Consider the following 17137-nt stretch of genomic DNA (forward strand, 5'->3'; position numbering starts at 1 on the left):
CTTCTTTCTTCCCCGCCCGCAATGCCCGGCCGCTGTACTTCCAGGTACTGTGTCTGCAGCGCCGGCCTGCTGCCGGCATTGTAAGCTATCTTGGGATCTTAGATAATGCTGCTGCGTCTGCAACAACCGTAACATCGGGATGCATCTGCAGAATGGATGCCGGAACTGCCGGTGTTACATCGCCGTAGAATGCCTTGGCAACAATCTCCGCCTTATCCTCTCCGCTTGCTACTACCAGAATCTTTCTTGCGCGCATTATGGTCCCGATACCCATAGTATACGCCTGTCTCGGCACATCATCCGCAGATGCGAAGAAACGTTTATTTGCTTCGATTGTGCTTTCTGTCAGATCCACACAGTGGGTCTCTTTGTCAAACACTTCCGCCGGTTCATTGAACCCGATATGCCCATTGTGTCCAAGGCCCAGAAGCTGTAAATCCACCCCGCCCAATGATGCAATCAGTTCTTCATATCTTCTGCATTCTTTGCCGGAGTCCGGTTCCATGCCGTTTGGTACATTGGTGCGCGCCGGATCAATATTGATACGGTCAAACAGATGTTTATGCATGAAATAGTAATAGCTCTGGTCATTTTCTCTGTCAAGTCCTTTATATTCATCCAGGTTCGCCGTGGATACTCCTGAAAAATCCAGGTCTCCTGCCTCGTACATCTCCACCAGACGGTCATATGCGCCGATCGGTGTAGATCCTGTTGCCAGCCCCAGTACGCATTCCGGCTTCAGAACAACCTGTGCGGCAATGATACCTGCTGCCTTTCTGCTCATATCCGCATAGTCTTTTGCTTCGATAATTCTCATAGTTTTTTCCTCCACTATCACTTATTTGATTCCGGTTCTATTATATACCGCTGCCTGCTTTCTGCACAAGCAGGAACTCAAAAATTAGAGTTTCGATTTCGAAACACACGCCCCCGGCGGCCGCATAGCGGTATCTGCCGCTTACGCCGCAGTGCGCATCCCGCCGGGAGGGCTTTTCATATCATAGAAAAGTGCTGGGCACTTTCCTGCATATATGAAAAAACCAGACTTTCAGAGTATAAAGGTAGCCCTTATCCTCGGAAAATCTGGTTTTGCCTTCTTTGAGTAACAACCCAGTCTTTTAGATTACCCTTATACTAACAAACTGCTGACCGGTTGTCAAGCAGATTATCGTGAACTTTTTGACAGTATAACGGTATCACTGTGATAAAACCTTTACCAAAATATTCTGCCGCCATAAGGCAAAATCTCGGCCGCCCTGACAGGTTTAACTGCATTCCAGCCTCCGCATTTGAAAGTGATAAAACGCGCCCAGCATCCCAGCGTCATTGCGCTGTTTTGCGAATTCCAGCCTGGTTTTTTCAAAGATAACCGGTTTCAAAAACCTCCGGAGCTGATCCGTAACCAATGGTTTCAGATATGCTTCCTGGGCCGCAATGCCGCCGCCCAGAACCACCACCTCGGGATTGATTACATAACAGATATTGGCTATCCCTTCCCCGAGAATCTCTGCCATCTGTTCAATTGCGGCTATACAGGCCGCATCCCCGCGCCCGGCCTCTTCAAAAATCCGGATTCCCGGCCAGGCTTTCGGATCCTCCTGTTTTTTCTCCGCTACATTTTTACTCAGTATACTGCTGGCTCCCAGCGTCTGGAAGTCGCTGCCGTACATATTCATATATCCAATCTCGCAGGCACTGCTGCTAAACCCATGGAAGACCTTCCCGTCAATCAGAATACAGCCGCCGATGCCTGTTCCCAGCGTCAGGCAGACTGCCACCCGGCTGCCGGAAGCCGCTCCGTTCTTGTACTCCGCAAGGCCCGCACAGTTCACATCGTTCTCAACCTCACAGGGGATGCCGTATGTTTCTTCGAGCACCTTTTTAAACTGTGTTCCCGTATAGTGGGGAATGAGTTCTCCCGAATAGAAGATCTCTCCTTTTTCACAGTCCACCATACCTGCCGTGGAAATGCAGATACCGGATATCTCCTGTTTCTCCCGGTACAGATCGATGATCTGCCCCGCCTTCTCCAATATTGCAGCCGCGCCCCGGTGAGCTTCCGTATCCATGCTGCTCTTTTCCAATATTCTGCCTTCTTCATCCAGCAGACCATATTTGATAGATGTACCGCCTATATCAATGCTTATGTAGTATCTCATGCTCTCACCCCGCAGTACCAGTACAGCGTTTCCAAAATAACAAAAACCCTATACCTGTCTATTTTTTTAATGCTTCCACGAACTGCTTTGTAATGATCTGCGGCCTGGTAATGGCGCTGCCTACTACCACACTGTAGACCCCCAGATCCATCACTCTGCGCACCTTTTCCGGCGTATTGATATTGCCTTCCGCTATAACCTCATGGGAAACACTGCGCATAATCTCTTTGATAATCGCAAAGTCATCAGACTCGATCTTCAGGCCCCGGCTCTGCTTTGTATATCCTACCAGGGTTGTACCGATAAAGTCAAATCCCATCCGGTCAGCATGGAGTGCTTCCTCCACCGTGGAACAGTCTGCCATCAGCAGCTGGCTTGGATAGGCACTGCGTACTTCCTGATAGAATTCCTCCAGAGTCTTCCCCTGCGGCCTCAGCGAACTTGTCGCGTCCAGTGCTATAATCTCGGGCCCCACTGCCATCAATTCTTCGATCTCACGCATCGTAGGCGTAATATACACTTCACTGTCCGCATAGTCTCTCTTCACGATTCCTATGATCGGCAGGTCAACATTCTTTTTTATCTCCGTGATATCTTCCTTCGTATTCGCCCGGATTCCTGCTGCGCCGCCTTCTTTCGCCGCCGCGGCCATCCGGCCCATAATATAGGAGGAGTGCAGCGGTTCTTCAGGAAGAGCCTGACACGAAACGATCAGCCTTCCCTTCATTTGTTCAATTCCCTTATTCAATGTCACACCTTCTCTCTGATAAATTCCGCCAGCATTTCAGCCAGTCTGTTATGGCTTTGGGCGTCCAGATGCATGTAATCAATCTGATTCATCGTGACGATATCCGCAGTATCTATAAAATCACATCCGCATGATTCTGCGCAGATTTTATATTCCGCCGCCAGCTTCTCCGACTTTTCACTGCATATTCCCATCTCCCCTGCCACGGGTGAAGTCTCACAAGCCTTTTCGATCGGCCCGGGAGCCAGCAGGAGGATCTGCGGATTATCACGCCACGCATCCGTCTGTTTTGCTTTCATAATGAGACGCTTCATCCCGTCTGCAATATTCTTTGGTGTCGCCGAAAAACGCTCTTTACAGTCATTTGTCCCCAGCATAATTATCAAATAATCTATGGGAGAATGGGACATCAGGCACGGATTCAGATAAGCCAGTCCATTCATTCCCTCATTGAGCGGATCATCAAACACCGCAGTCCTTCCGCAAAGTCCTTCTTCTATTACCGTATATTCCTCTCCCAACAGTTCCCGGAGCCGACCGGTCCATCGGATCTCATCCGGAAACCTTCCATCCGACACCGCATCATATCCCCAGGTGTTCGAATCTCCAAAACAAACAATTCTTTTCCTCATGGTTTTGCCCTTCCAATCTCGTTATCCTTTTACCGCTCCCATTGCAAGGCCCTGCACGAAATTCTTCTGTGCCGCCCATACGATCAGCAATACCGGAACCAGCGTGATGACAGCTGTAACCGCCATTGGCCCCCATTCCAGCCCGCGGTCCGTAATAAAACCGGCAATGACTACTGGCAGTGTCTTGGATTTATTGACACTCAGGATTACGGCAAACAAAAATTCATTCCACGCTCCAATAAATGCCAGGATCCCGGATGCAATGATTCCCGGTTTGGTAATCGGAAAAATGATATAGAAAAATCGTTTTGTGAATCCGCACCCGTCCAGCATGGCTGATTCCTCCAATTCATTGGGCAGCTGTTCAAAGAATCCCATCATCAGCCAGATAACAAGAGGAAGGTTAAAGCTTGTGTTCATAATAATCAGTGCAGTTTTCGTATCAATCAGATGCAGCGTCCTCATTACCAGATACACCGGTATGGCCGTCGCAATAGCGGGGTACATCTTCTGGATCATAAACCACAGGCCAAAATACTTTCTCGCCTTTTTACCGATTGACCCGCGCGCAACGGAGTATGCAGCCATACTGCCAAGAAGCACGGATATAACTGTGGATACTGCCGCAACAACAAATGTATTTAAAAAGTGCATTGCAAGCTGGTCTTTTCCAAAGACACTCTCATAGCTCTCCATCGTCAGCTGATTCGGGATCAGTACGGGAGGGCTGGCCAGATAGTCTGCCTTCACTTTAAATGAACTGGTCAGAAGCCAGTATAATGGAAAGAGGATCAGTATCATGCTGACGACAATTAAAACCACCCGAACCGGCTTTCCGGCAAAATTTCCAATAATATTGTCAATGGTTGGCAGCTTTCTGTGTTTTTTTCTGTTCATCACAAATTCTCCTCCATTCTGTCTCTTAACCTCAGGAATCCCATTGTTACCACTGTCATCACAACTACAAATATGATGGCAAGAGATGCGGAGTATCCTGCATCAAAGAATTTGAGCCCCTGCTTGTATATGTAGTTCGGCAGCATCTCTGTTGCACTGCCGGGGCCTCCGTTTGTCATAACATAAACCGTGTCAAATACTTTGAATGCATCTACGAATCTGAGCATTACGACAACAGTCAGTACCGGGCTCATCATCGGCAGGACAATCTTTCTGAAAATCTGGCCGTTGGTCGCACCGTCCACAGAAGCAGCCTCCAGACAGTCTGACGGCAGGGCTTTCAGTCCGGCTGCACAGATAATCGTTACCCAGGGAACCAGCTGCCAGACATTGACCAGTATTACAGAGAGCATCGCCGTGTTCGGACTGCTCAGCCAGGTAATACTGGGAACCCCAAGAAAGCTCAGGAAATAGTTAATAATACCGGTGGAGGAATCCAGCATCATACGCCACAGAGTACCGACAGCCACCGGAGCCATAATCATGGGGATCAGAAAAATAGAGGTACAGATCCTTGCCCACATCTTGTCGGAGCAGAGAGCCATGGCCAGAAACAGACCGATCACTACCTCCAGTGCCACCGATACAACTGCGAACAGCAGAGTATTTCCAGTGCTTGTAAGCAATGTAGGGTCACTGAACATCTTGATATAGTTGCCGAATCCGATGAATTCCGGCACCGCATTCGGCAGGTTCAGTTTCAACCTGAAAAAACTCAGATACAGGGAATACAGCAGGGGAAGCAGCGCAGTAATCCCCAGAAAAATCATGGTAGGAACCAGGAACATCCATGATGCAAACTTATCGCCTCTGCTCTTTCGGATCACAGGAGCGGCACTTTTCGTTCTTTTCATCTTAGCCATGCTTTATTTTCAGTCCTTTCTTGAAAGAAGATTACCTGCAGGTTATAAATCCGCAGGTAATCTATTCCGCAATTTTATAGTAATTACAGATTATAGTTCTTTGTACCTTCTTCAGGCGGTGCATTCTTCAATGCATCTTCTATACCTTTTTTCATTTTGCTGACAGCCGTTTCAAGATCTATCTGATCTGACATATATTCACTGACAACGGTGTTGAGCATAGTATCTACTTCTGTTGAAGCCGGAATTCTCCACCACAGGTTTGCTGTATCCAGAGCTTCTCTTACAGTATCCATATAGGTGCCTTTGATGCCGTCCTGCTCCCAGAATGCTTTTCTCGGTGACAGAATACCATAGTCTTCATAGAATTGATTCTGCTTTTCAGCACTCGTGTACATCTTGACCCACTCCCAGGCAAGTTCCTGATTCTTGGAGCTTGCAGGTATCGATAAATCCCATGCACTCAGCAGAGTAGTTCCGGTCTTGTCATAAGGAATGGTTCCCAGCGCCCATTTCCCAACTACCTTGGACTGTGACTCATCATCAGCTGCCTGTACAAGTCCCAGGGTAGGCCATGTCTCGCACACAGCTGCTTTGCCGTCCAGGAATGCCTTGATCGACTCTTCTGTTCCCCAGGATAAGATAGCGGGATCCGCATAGTCCTGAATCTCTTTCAGATGTTCCAGCGCCTCTCTTGTCTCTGGTGAGTCGATAGTTACGTTCCAGTCCTCATCCGCCCAGGATCCGCCCATGGACCAGAGCACATAGTCAAACACACCGCCAAGCTGTCCGGTCGTAGCTGATACGGAAATACCATATATGCCCTCATCCGGTTTGGTCTGTGCTTTTGCAGCTTCTCTGTACTTCTCCCATGTATCCGGGATGCCGTCCGGCATCAGATCTGTCCTGTAAGCAAAAAGCTGCGGAGTACTTGCGTTTGGAATTCCTGTAATTTTCCCCTGCCAGGTACCGGAGTTCTCCAGAACCTTTTCGATAAATTCATCCATATCGTAGTTGTCTTTTTCTATAAAATCAGTGAGTTCCGTCAGGTATGGTGCAAATTCTCCGTCCCACTGGCTGGCAACATCGATTACATCGTATGAGCCTGTTCCGCTGGTCAGATCCAGCAGCGCCTTTTCATGCAGTGTGGTATAAGGGAAGTCAACCACCTCTACCGTTGCGCCCGTCTGCTCTTCGAATTCATCCACCATGGACTTGGCTGCATCCGCATATACACTTGACATATACAGAACCGTCAGCTTTTCTCCTGCGTATGGCTTGCCGCTGTCATCCTTTGAAGCGGAAGTATCTTCCTTCGCTTTTCCTCCTCCGCAGCCTGCCAGCATCCCTGCAACCATTGCCGTACACAATAAGACACTTACAATCTTCTTTTTCATGTTTTTCCTCCTTCACCCTTTGATATCGCAGATATTTTTGAAAGAAATTTTTTTATTTTATTTTTTATGAACTATTTTTTTCAAATCTGCGATATTGTTTTTACTTGTTGAAATAATTTTATCATTCACCTTTCTTAATGTCAACAGTACATAATCAACAGTTTTTAAGGTGTTTTTTTGGTTCTTTTAACCAATAAATTATTTTTTAACTGTTTTATTACTTTAAAAATAAAATAAAAATTTTTTCTTTTTTATCTTTTTTAATATGGTTTTCAATTTTATTTTGACATCTTTTTAACCATTCTTGACGATTGACAGGAAATTTTTTTTACTGTAAAATATTACTATACCCAAAGGGCATCCCGTAACTCATGCCCTGCGGGCGGATCTGCAGCTAAGCTGCAGAATAAGGTATACCCAAAGGGCATCCCGTAACTCATGCCCTGCGGACGGATCTGCAGTCAAGCTGCAGAACAGGGTTTAAAAATACGCAAATTACTGCATACCTGCCCCGGGGACGTATATAAAGATGCCCTCGGGTATCACTATGAGGGAGGTTTCACAATGGCTACCACGAATCTTATGACCGAAATCACAAGCAGATATTCCAAAATGACTAAAGCAGAAAAGAAAGTCGCTGATTTTGTACTTTCTTCCCCCCAGACCGCTCTGAGCTCAACGATCACCGACCTGTCCAAGCTCTGCGATGTCGGGGAGACCAGTGTATTCCGTTTCTGCCGTACACTGTCATTGAAAGGGTATCAGGATTTCAAACTCTCATTGGCGCTCAGCACCTCCACCCCCGAATCCCTCTCTAAAAAGGAACTGATCGACGTGGCGGACACTGACAATTGCAAGGATACTGCCGCCAGAGTTCTCCAGGCATACAATGTTGCACTGGACCAGGCATTTGAGACTCTGAACTTCAACGCAATCCCAAAGGTCGTGGATCTCATGTTGTCTGCCAGGAGCATCAACCTGTTTGGATTCGGCGGTTCCGGGACAAGCGCCAGCGAGGCCCGCAACAAGTTTATGAAGATACTGCCCAATGTCATCTACAACTCAGACGCACATATGCAGCTGACACAGGCCGCCCTTCTTGGAGAAGGGGATCTTGCCGTCATTTTCTGTAATTCCGGTATCACCAAGGATTGTATTGAGATTGCAAGGATATGCCACAGCGCCAGGGCATCCGTCGTGTTTATTACCATGTTTCTTAAGACGCCCGCAGCCCAGTATTCCAATATCCTGCTGCTATGCGGAGCCAACGAAGGGCCAATGGAAGGTGGTTCGATTGCAGCAAAGACGGCCCAGCTCTTTTTAATCGATATCTTATATGCCGAAGTTTACAAAAAACTGGGCGATAAAGCGTTGGAAAATAAGAAAAAGACATCTCAGATCATTACAGAAAAGATGATGTAGACACAAAAACGGCGTTATTCCATAAAGCATCTCTATTATGGAATAACGCCATTTTTATTTTTACGGGATTCCCTTTGGGTATACTCTATCCCCACCAGGACCAGCCCGTGAGGCGGGGCAGTAACTCCAGCCGCCTGCCGGTCCCTCGCTTCCAGAATATCCTTCACCTGCTCCGGCGTGTAGAATCCACGCCCGACTCTCAGCAGCGTCCCCACTATAATCCGCACCATGTTATAGAGAAATCCATTTCCGCGGATCCTTATCGTAAGTTCTTCCCCATTTTCCAGAATATCCAGATCATATACGGTACGTACAGTATCCTCTGCGTTGGTCCTGACGTTGCAGAAACTTGCAAAGTCGTGTTCACCTAGCAGATATCCCGCCGCCCTGCGCATGTTTTCCAGATCCAGGCTGTAGGACACAAAATATGTCGTCCGTCTTCTGATGGGGTCCGGCACCCTTGTATTGAGAATATGGTACTCATAAGTTTTCACAGTATCGCAGTACCTCGGATGCCAGTCAGCTGGTACTTCCTCGGATTTTACAATCACGATGTCCTCCGGCATACGCCGGTTCAGTGCGTAAGCCAGCCTGTCGGGCGGGATCGTCGTATCCGTATCAAAAACGGCCACATTCCCCCGCGCATGCACTCCCGAATCCGTCCGGCTGGCACCGATGACCCGGATCTCCTCGCCTGTCAGCTTTGATAGTTTTTTATTCAATACTTCCTCTATCGTAATTCCGTTCGGCTGAATCTGCCAGCCGCAGTAATTTGTGCCGTCATAGGCAACTGTCAGTTTGATTCGTTTCATAATCCCTCACCGAATCCCCGGAAGAACTGCCCTGTATATTGATCCATATCCGCGAACCGTACAAGAGCCCTCTGCCTCTCGTGCCGCGGCGCGCATTGCACCAAACCACTTTCTATCCGGGAACCGCATTTATTTGTTAAAATATCCATATGTGGAACGGCACATAGCGCCCCACAATAAATACCAACACCATATACAAAAGTGTGATGATATATCCCGCCCGGTCTCTGCCTTTGTATACCAGGGGCTTCATCTTGGTTCTTCCTTCCCCGCCATGGTAGCATCTGGATTCCATGGCCATAGCCAGATCGTTTGCCCGCCTGAATGCGGACACAAACAAAGGAACCAGAATGGGAATCATGGCTTTTGCTTTCTGGATCATATTGCCGCTGTCCAAGTCCGCCCCCCTGGCGATCTGCGCCTTCATAATCTTATCCGTCTCCTCCAGAAGAATGGGAATGAAACGCAGGGCAATCGACATCATCATCGCCACCTCGTGAACCGGCACCCTGATCTTATTCAGCGGATGCAGCAGCTTTTCAATCCCGTCTGTCAGGGAATTTGGCGTTGTGGTAAACGTCATAATGGACGATCCCATGATCAGGTAAATCAGGCGGATCGCCGTATACACAGAGGTTTCAAGCCCCTTTTCCGTAATATGGAAAATCCAGAAATGCACAAGCTCCGCACCGCCCCTTGTCAGGAAAAGGTTAAACAGTACCGTAATCAAAAGCAGAATCATGATAGGTTTCAAGCCTTTCACAATAAATTTGAACGGTACCCTGCTCATGTAAATAACCGCGCCTAAAAATAAGGTTGCAACCACATACCCCAGAATACTCCTCTGTATAAAAAGGGATATCAGAAATAAAAGCGTACATACAATCTTCACCCTTGGATCCAGTCTGTGGATCACACTTTTAGCCGGATAATATTGTCCGATTGTAATATCTCTAACCATGAATACTCCTCATTATCTCTTCTGCTGCTTCTTCCACCGTTGTTGCATCCGTACGCACGTTCATACCTTTCGCCTTCAGGGCGTGCATAATATAGGTTACCTGGGGGGCCGCAAGCCCGACTTCTTCCAGTTCCCGGTAATGGGCAAACACCTCTTTCGGCTTCCCGTCAAACATTTTTGCGCCCTCATTCATCACAATAATCCGGCTCACGTATCTGGCGATATCCTCCATGCTGTGAGACACGAGAATTACGGTCATATTGGTATTCTTGTGCAGATAGTCGATCTGATCCAGAATGTCGTCCCGCCCTTTTGGATCCAGACCTGCCGTCGGCTCATCCAGCACCAGGACACTGGGCCGCATAGCCAGTACGCCTGCTATGGCCGCCCGGCGCTTCTGTCCCCCGGAGAGCTCGAAGGGAGACTGATGGTAGTATTCCTCCGGAAAGCCAACCAGCTCCAGGGCTTCTTTTGCGCGCTCCTCACAGACTTCTTTCGCCAGCCCCTGGTTCTTGGGGCCAAAGCATACATCGCTGAGAACATCCACCTCAAATAGCTGATGCTCCGGATACTGGAATACCAGCCCCACCTGATTCCGAAGCTCCTTCATGTTGTATCCTTCGTCATAGATATTCTTCCCGTCAAAATACAGTGCACCGCTGCTTGCTTTTATCAGACCGTTAAAATGCTGAATCAGTGTGGATTTGCCGGAACCGGTATGTCCGATGATCCCCACAAACTCTCCCTGACGAATCTCCAGGCTGATATCTTTGAGCGCCTGCTTTTCGTAAGCTGTTCCCGGGCTGTATACGTAATTGATATGTTCTAACTTAATTGACATAATGCTTCCACCAGCTCCTCTGTCCGTAAAATTCCGGAAGGAATCTTTAACCCCTTCCTTTTGAGCGCCTCTGCCAGCATCGTTACCTGCGGCACGTCCAGCCTGTACTTTTTCAGTTCGTCCACCCGGCTGAATATCTCCCGGGGCGTCCCATGCATTACAACATGTCCCCTGTCCATCACATATACCTGGTCTGCATCAATCACTTCCTCCATGTAATGGGTTATCAGAATAACGGTCACCTTTTTTCTTCTGCGCAGTTCCTGTACCGTCCGGATGACTTCTTTTCTTCCGTTGGGGTCCAGCATCGCGGTAGGCTCATCCAGAACAATGCATTTGGGTTCCATGGCGATCACGCCAGCGATTGCTACACGCTGTTTCTGCCCGCCGGACAGCTTATTCGGAGAATGATTCCGGTATTCCAGCATGCCGACCGCCTTCAGGCTGTCCTTTACCCTTTTCCAGATCTCATCGGTAGGTACACCCAGGTTCTCCGGACCAAATCCCACATCCTCTTCTACTACAGTGCCGATGATCTGGTTGTCCGGATTCTGGAACACCATTCCCGCCGATTGTCTGACGTTCCACAGCTCCATCGGATCCTTCGTGTCTCTTCCATCCACCCATATTGTCCCTCCCGAGGGAACCAGAATCGCATTCATGTGCTTCGCCAGCGTGGACTTTCCGGAACCGTTGTGTCCCAGAATGGCAACAAAGTCCCCCGGGGCAATGTCAATATCCACGCCGTCGACCGCGCGGTTCATGCCAATGACATTGCCTTCTTCATCCCGCTTTTCGTATTCATAAATCAGTTTTTCTGACCGGACCATCTTCATATATGGCTAACGCCTCCATTTTAACGTATTTACTGCTCACTATTGTACGGTATGAACTGGCTTTTTGCAAGGTGCAGTTTTGAGTACTGATAGCAGGCCACCGTCAATTTATAACCGCTCAGGCAAGTCTGAACGGTTACGGCGAGGGGCAGATGCCCCGAGACCATCACTTTATTGGCTCCGATGCCGTGCAGCGAGGTGCACGGCACGGTCTGAACAGTAACACGGTTACGCCAATTTTCTTGTTTTTGAATTCGTTCTATATTATAATATGCACAAAGATAATACCGGGAGGAAAATGTATGGAATTTCAGAAAATCAGTTCCCCGTCTCTCCGTGACCTTTTCGTGGAGCAGCTGGAACATCTTATTTTATCCGGGAAATTAAAAATCGGTGAAAAGCTGCCGCCGGAACGCCAGCTGGCCGAGATGATGCAGGTCAGCCGCGCCGTAGTGAACAGCGGGCTCGGCGAGCTGGAGAGAAAAGGCTTTTTGAATGTGAAGCCAAGAGTGGGCACTTTCGTGGCAGACTACCGCCGTAAAGGTACTTTGGACACGCTTCTTTCCATTATGAAATACAACGGCGGGAAAATACGCAACGAAGAAATCCGCTCGATCCTGGAGGTCCGTATCGCGTTGGATACCCTGGTTGCACAGCTGTGTATCGACCGGATTACCGAGGAGGAGATCCAGCTCCTCCGAGATAAGATAGAACAGATCAAAGATGCACAGTCTATAGGCGAAGCCTCACAGGCTGCGTTTGAATTTCAGCATGAGTTTGCCCTGCTCTCCCACAACACGCTCATCCCGCTGATTTTCCAGTCCTTCCGCGCCCCCGTGTTCACACTGTGGGAACGCTTTTGTACACTATATGGGATTCCCGTCCTGTATGAAAACAATTATAAGCTCTGGACCTTCATCCGGGACAGAGACACCCAGGGCGCCGTCGACTGGATCCAGGACTCCGTCAGGGAGAGTATCGATGGGAACCGGACGCTGTATTACGATTAATTTTACTGCTGTTGACAATAAGGATTCCAATACTGACCAGGAGCAGGGCGGAAAGGTTTTTAACCGTTACAATCCGCTCTCCAAGGAAGATACCGGACAAAGCCACCCCGAATACCGGGATGGAAAAACCGTATATGGCCACTTTGCCCACCGGGTTATATTTAAGCAGCAGAGTCCAAAGGCTGAATGCAGCCGTGGAAATAAGCGCCATATAGACCAGAAGCACTGTGGATTTCACAGTAAAGCCATTTACATGACCGCCAAGGGCGAACCCAATTATAATAAGAAGAACGCTCCCGAACAAGATCTGATAAGCAGTAATTGTCATTGGACTTTCTCTGTCCGATATTGTTTTCAATATAACCGTACTGATTCCATAAGCAACGGTACAGATAAATACCATGCCCTCGCCCATCAGAGAAAATCCATCCCCCCAGGCGCCGGGCGACAGGTTGATCACGATGACTCCTGCAAGTCCGAGAGCACAGCCTGCCCCTTTTTTCCACGTCATCTTTTCATCTTTTAGTATAAAATGTGCCGCTGCGATTGATACAAACGCATTGGACGCATTGATAATAGAACCTTTCGTGCCGGTCGTATGCGCAAGTCCCACATAAAAAAAGAAATACTGTACGGTTGTCTGCAGGATTCCCTGTCGCAAGATACACGGGATTGATGACTTTTTCATCGTCAGGAGCCGTTTCTCCATGATACATCCTATCACAAATGTGAGCACTCCAGAGAGGAAGAACCGGTAGCCAGCAAATAAGATCTGGCTCCCGGTTCCTTCTATTCCAAACCACTCATACCCTACCTTGATACAGGGAAAAGCGCTCCCCCATAGCGCGCAGCAAATTAACGCAAGGATGCAGATCACCGCCGGATTCTGCAGCTGATTCGCCTTCTGTGGTTTTGTTTGCATATTTCTCTACGCTCTTTCCGGTTCTTCGTACTCAACTCCAAAGGTCTCTACCGTTACTTTCTTCATAACCTGTGCTTCCAGAGGCTTATCACTGTAATCTGTAGCTGTCTCTGCGATCTTTTCCACAACATCCATTCCCTCCGTCAGTTCTCCGAATGCAGCGTATGCTCCGTCCAAAAATGGGGAACGCCTGTGCATGATAAAGAACTGGGATCCTGCTGAATCTGGATGCTGGGCACGTGCCATGGAGAGAACTCCCGGTGAATGCGGCAGGTCATTCAGAAAGCCGTTCTGTGTGAATTCTCCTTTGATTCTATATCCCGGGCCGCCCATGCCTGTCCCGTCCGGGCATCCTCCCTGAATCATAAATCCGCTGATGACACGGTGGAAAGTCAGGCCGTCATAAAACCCTTTTTTCACAAGAGATATAAAGTTATTCACCGTATTTGGGGCGATGTTTGGATATAATTTTGCCTTCATAATGTCCCCGTTTTCCATTTCAAATGTTACGATTGGATTTTCCATAATATAAACTCCTCTTTTCTATAAAAAATAATTATCTTTATTGTATCGGATTACAGTGCATTCGTCAATCAGCCATAGGTATACTATTCCATATATCTGATCAGGCCGCCCTTTTCCTCATATCCCGTATCCCACAGATCCTTCAGCGAAAATGTGCTGGCCTCCCCATATGTGGCCACCGTGATAAGCAGGTCCCCTTCTTTCTCTTCGTATCCAAAGCACAAAAACCAGTGCCATACAAAGTCTTTGTATCTTGGGTCTTTGTGCTTCAGCATCAGATACGGCACAGGGAATCCGGCGTCAATCTGCCCTTTTATAAAATCTGCTGCTTCCGTAAAGGTATGACCGCCGTCAAAGCCCGACATCTTAAGCCTTGTATCACCGCAGTCCCGCAGATATTTTTCAAACCCTTCTATAAACATGGATAACTTTTTAACGCCGCCCACCCGCGGCCTGATGTATGGTTTCATTTTCATGGAAAACTGAATGTACTCCTCTTTGGTCAGATTTTCCACGTCAAACGGATATAAGTGTTTTTTCCCCTGATACATTGCAAAATAAATGCAGCTGTCGCAGGCAGTTGCCGCCGCGCAGCCGCCAACATGCATCACCACATTGGTGAACCAGTCCTGGTCCCCTCCTACCTCGCCGTCTATCATAAAATAGTCTAATAATTTCTTCATCCTTACCTCCAAAGTGCTCTGCCGTCAAGCTCATGTTGTTCTGCCGTTACTTTGTCCGGCGCCCGGCTGATGCAAACGTAGAATAAAATACCACGCCAAGTATGATCACACCGCCGGCAAGCTCTTTTATCCCCGGCTTTTCTCCCAGAAACAAAAATGCCGCCAATATGCCGTAGACCGATTCCAGACCGGATATAATACCTGCCGTCTGCACTTTCACCGTTCCCAGTCCGTCAATATACATAGTATGTGCCACGGCCGTGAATACTACTCCCAGCAGAAGAAGCACCAGAATATCTTTCCCATTAACCGCGGGTTTCAGCAAAAAGACGGAAGGAAGCAATACGATGCCTGCCGTGGCCTGTTCATAGAATGCCGTAAGGCTGCTCGTATATTTCTCCATGAACTTCCGGTTCATTAACGATAATACCGCATAGGACAAACTGCCGGTCATCCCCCAGACTACGCCCTGCGTCATGGTATTTCCCAGCTGGAATTCCGGTACGATAAACAAAACCCCGCACAGCATAATAACTGCAGAAACCACACTGGAAAGCCGTATCTTTTCCCGAAAAAGAACCGGTTCCAAAAACGTTACGAATAACGGAAACGTAGAGAATGTCAGTGTCCCAATGGCTACCGTAGATGTCTGTATGGACTGCATAAAAGTGGTCCAGTGTACAGCCAATACAATCCCCGCCGTAATCATCAGCAGGTAATCCCTGCCCGATAAGAGACGCAGACGTTCCTTTTTTATCTTCAGCAAAAACCACAAAAACAAAGAGGAGAATATGACCCTCCCCAGTACGATAATCACTGCCGGCAGATCCACCCACTTCGCAAAAAGACCTGCCAGGCCGAATAAAAGCACTGCAATATGTATCGATGCAAGACCATTCCTCCGGCTTTCCATCCCCATTTCCGCCTTTCCTTATATCTTTCTCGATCTATTAGATCGCACCACCGACTATGTTATCAAACAAAATATAGTATAGCATAAACCGCACCGGCTTCAAAGGGGTCTGACCCCTTTGAACTTTTTCTTGCATTTTCACTGTTTTTGTTGTATATTTAAATCGTAAGTAGTAAGTAATAAGTAGTAACTTAATACACGATAAAAAAGGAGGGTTCTTATGTCAGAATTAACTTTACAAGAACGTTTTGCCCTTATTGCTCTTAACGCACAGGACAGTCTGCATATGACGACAGCTAAAAAAGCCGCCCTGCGCTCTATCGCAGCAGCGGAGATTTTAGAAAAGTATTTGGATGCTGTCTGGCCGGACCAGGATGCTCTGGAACAGGAATTAAAATCTGCTGCAGATGGTTCTTCCCGTACACTCAAACAGACCGAAAAAGAGATCAAGGCTATACTGGCTGAAAAGAATCTGCTGACCGAAATTCCTAATCTTCTGGCCTGTGATTTATTTTATGTAACTGCCGGAGTTAATATTTTTGAATACTGCAGCAATGTGGAGGAATACACACGACAAACGGAGGGCATGCGCGCGGAACTTATGGAAGACGGTAATGTTACCGACGATGTCATCTGCCTGTTTTGGCTGCTGCGCGAAAGCGGATGCTTTTATGATCTCTTTACCCGCGCGGAGCAGGGTTACCTTGCCACACGGATCAACCAGCTGTATCTGGAGTCGCCCTTGGCAAAGCAATTATTCCCCATCCAGACCCGTCACGCGTTTGAAGCCTTCAGCCAAAAGTTTCTGAAGAAAAAGGAGGATATTTTTACAACGCCCTTTGGAACCGGACTTCTGTTCGCCTGCCCGTTTTTCGAGCGCTCCCAGTCCATCTTCATTGAGGCAGACGCCTGGTTCTCGGGCAATGATAAGCGGCTGGAATGTGTCATCCGCCGGCTGGAAGAGAAGGGGCACGAGGTGCATGTCCTGCGCGCCGGCACCGTGCCGCTCCTGAAAGTGGATAATTTCCATTATGAGTGCATTCCCACACAGATCGTGGTTAAGGCCCCCATCCAGGGCGTCCGTCTGCGTCGTTATGTCATGTAGCAGCCCGTACATTAAGAAAAGTAAGGAGAGATTCTAATGTCAAGACAACGTTCTATGGAAACTATACTTGCATCTGAATACGTCTCCATCGGTGAACTCGTCCGTATCACCGGTGCGCGTTACAGCACCCTGAAGTATTATACCGAGGAAGGCATGCTGCCCTTCGAGCAGGCTGAGGAGAACCTGACCCGCCGCTTTCCCCGCGAAAATGCAGTTAGACAGATCGAACGCATCCGGGACTTGCGCCTGCAGGGGCTTTCCATCCCTGAAATAAAGGAACAGCTGGACCGGATTTAATGCCTATGGTCGAAATGTACACATTTTTTAAATTTTTTTGGTTACTCGTGATAT

Annotated in this window: 19 protein-coding genes; 4 read left to right on the plus strand and 15 right to left on the minus strand. The window is 48.1% G+C overall.

The window, feature by feature from the left end; translation table 11 throughout:
* Positions 1 to 85: 85 nt before the first annotated feature.
* From nagB to BN1938_RS09805, 7 genes are all read right to left on the minus strand, one after another.
* Positions 86 to 817 carry a glucosamine-6-phosphate deaminase gene (nagB, locus tag BN1938_RS09775; protein WP_050640404.1) on the minus strand — a complete coding sequence of 244 codons (732 nt, stop codon included), beginning with the start codon at positions 815 to 817 and terminating at the stop codon, positions 86 to 88.
* Between the two features lie 448 nt (positions 818 to 1265).
* The gene (locus BN1938_RS09780) at positions 1266 to 2159 is read right to left on the minus strand and encodes an ROK family protein (RefSeq protein ID WP_050640405.1); all 894 of its coding nucleotides are present in this window, start codon (positions 2157 to 2159) and stop codon (positions 1266 to 1268) included.
* Between the two features lie 58 nt (positions 2160 to 2217).
* Positions 2218 to 2913, minus strand: a complete 696-nt coding sequence (locus BN1938_RS09785; protein WP_330581559.1) for an N-acetylmannosamine-6-phosphate 2-epimerase — start codon at positions 2911 to 2913, stop codon at positions 2218 to 2220.
* Positions 2910 to 3539, minus strand: coding sequence for an SGNH/GDSL hydrolase family protein (locus tag BN1938_RS09790; RefSeq protein WP_050640407.1), 630 nt, complete (start codon positions 3537 to 3539; stop codon positions 2910 to 2912). Before BN1938_RS09790 ends, BN1938_RS09785 begins: the two co-directional genes overlap by 4 nt.
* Positions 3540 to 3560: 21 nt before the next feature.
* Positions 3561 to 4436, minus strand: a complete 876-nt coding sequence (locus BN1938_RS09795; RefSeq protein WP_025656143.1) for a carbohydrate ABC transporter permease — start codon at positions 4434 to 4436, stop codon at positions 3561 to 3563.
* Positions 4436 to 5350 carry a carbohydrate ABC transporter permease gene (locus BN1938_RS09800; protein ID WP_050640408.1) on the minus strand — a complete coding sequence of 305 codons (915 nt, stop codon included), beginning with the start codon at positions 5348 to 5350 and terminating at the stop codon, positions 4436 to 4438. Before BN1938_RS09800 ends, BN1938_RS09795 begins: the two co-directional genes overlap by 1 nt.
* Positions 5351 to 5442: 92 nt before the next feature.
* On the minus strand, positions 5443 to 6756 hold the full coding sequence (locus BN1938_RS09805; protein WP_050640409.1) for an ABC transporter substrate-binding protein: 1314 nt from the start codon (positions 6754 to 6756) through the stop codon (positions 5443 to 5445).
* Positions 6757 to 7320: 564 nt separating this feature from the next.
* Here BN1938_RS09805 and BN1938_RS09810 point away from each other — a divergent pair.
* The gene (locus BN1938_RS09810) at positions 7321 to 8178 is read left to right on the plus strand and encodes a MurR/RpiR family transcriptional regulator (RefSeq protein WP_025656140.1); all 858 of its coding nucleotides are present in this window, start codon (positions 7321 to 7323) and stop codon (positions 8176 to 8178) included.
* A 35-nt stretch (positions 8179 to 8213) separates the two neighbouring features.
* Here the strand turns inward: BN1938_RS09810 and truA are convergent, their stop codons facing one another.
* The 4 genes from truA to BN1938_RS09830 all read right to left on the minus strand — a co-directional run bounded on the left by truA (position 8214) and on the right by BN1938_RS09830 (position 11628).
* On the minus strand, positions 8214 to 8990 hold the full coding sequence (truA, locus tag BN1938_RS09815; RefSeq protein WP_050640410.1) for a tRNA pseudouridine(38-40) synthase TruA: 777 nt from the start codon (positions 8988 to 8990) through the stop codon (positions 8214 to 8216).
* Between the two features lie 136 nt (positions 8991 to 9126).
* The gene (locus tag BN1938_RS09820; RefSeq protein WP_050640411.1) at positions 9127 to 9951 is read right to left on the minus strand and encodes an energy-coupling factor transporter transmembrane component T family protein; all 825 of its coding nucleotides are present in this window, start codon (positions 9949 to 9951) and stop codon (positions 9127 to 9129) included.
* Entirely contained in the window at positions 9944 to 10792 is an 849-nt protein-coding gene (locus tag BN1938_RS09825; RefSeq protein WP_050640412.1) for an energy-coupling factor transporter ATPase, read from the minus strand. Before BN1938_RS09825 ends, BN1938_RS09820 begins: the two co-directional genes overlap by 8 nt.
* Positions 10777 to 11628 (minus strand): energy-coupling factor transporter ATPase, encoded by an 852-nt coding sequence (locus BN1938_RS09830; RefSeq protein WP_050640413.1) that lies wholly within the window; start codon positions 11626 to 11628, stop codon positions 10777 to 10779. The genes BN1938_RS09825 and BN1938_RS09830 overlap by 16 nt, the downstream gene beginning before the upstream one ends.
* A gap of 302 nt (positions 11629 to 11930) precedes the next feature.
* Here BN1938_RS09830 and BN1938_RS09835 point away from each other — a divergent pair, with 302 nt between their 5' ends.
* A complete protein-coding gene (locus BN1938_RS09835) occupies positions 11931 to 12638 on the plus strand; it encodes a FadR/GntR family transcriptional regulator (protein ID WP_050640414.1) in 708 nt (235 codons plus the stop codon).
* Here BN1938_RS09835 and BN1938_RS09840 read toward each other — a convergent pair.
* From BN1938_RS09840 to BN1938_RS09855, 4 genes are all read right to left on the minus strand, one after another.
* Positions 12595 to 13560 (minus strand): DMT family transporter, encoded by a 966-nt coding sequence (locus BN1938_RS09840; protein ID WP_050640415.1) that lies wholly within the window; start codon positions 13558 to 13560, stop codon positions 12595 to 12597. The two genes, BN1938_RS09835 and BN1938_RS09840, sit on opposite strands and share 44 nt — an antisense overlap.
* 6 nt (positions 13561 to 13566) lie before the next feature.
* Positions 13567 to 14085, minus strand: a complete 519-nt coding sequence (locus BN1938_RS09845; RefSeq protein WP_050640416.1) for a peptidylprolyl isomerase — start codon at positions 14083 to 14085, stop codon at positions 13567 to 13569.
* 83 nt (positions 14086 to 14168) lie between these two features.
* Complete coding sequence (locus BN1938_RS09850) at positions 14169 to 14768, minus strand: hypothetical protein (RefSeq protein ID WP_050640417.1); 600 nt, start codon at positions 14766 to 14768, stop codon at positions 14169 to 14171.
* Between the two features lie 46 nt (positions 14769 to 14814).
* Positions 14815 to 15687, minus strand: coding sequence for a DMT family transporter (locus tag BN1938_RS09855; RefSeq protein ID WP_174518418.1), 873 nt, complete (start codon positions 15685 to 15687; stop codon positions 14815 to 14817).
* A gap of 214 nt (positions 15688 to 15901) precedes the next feature.
* Between BN1938_RS09855 and BN1938_RS09860 the strand changes: the two genes are divergently transcribed.
* Complete coding sequence (locus BN1938_RS09860; protein WP_050640418.1) at positions 15902 to 16786, plus strand: hypothetical protein; 885 nt, start codon at positions 15902 to 15904, stop codon at positions 16784 to 16786.
* A 36-nt stretch (positions 16787 to 16822) separates the two neighbouring features.
* Positions 16823 to 17083: a helix-turn-helix domain-containing protein gene (locus BN1938_RS09865; RefSeq protein WP_050640419.1), complete on the plus strand. Its 261-nt coding sequence runs from the start codon at positions 16823 to 16825 to the stop codon at positions 17081 to 17083.
* Positions 17084 to 17137 lie beyond the last annotated feature (54 nt).

The sequence above is a fragment of the Eubacterium sp. SB2 genome, assembly GCF_001244405.1.
Classification (GTDB): Bacteria; Bacillota; Clostridia; order Lachnospirales; family Lachnospiraceae; genus Faecalicatena; species Faecalicatena contortus_B.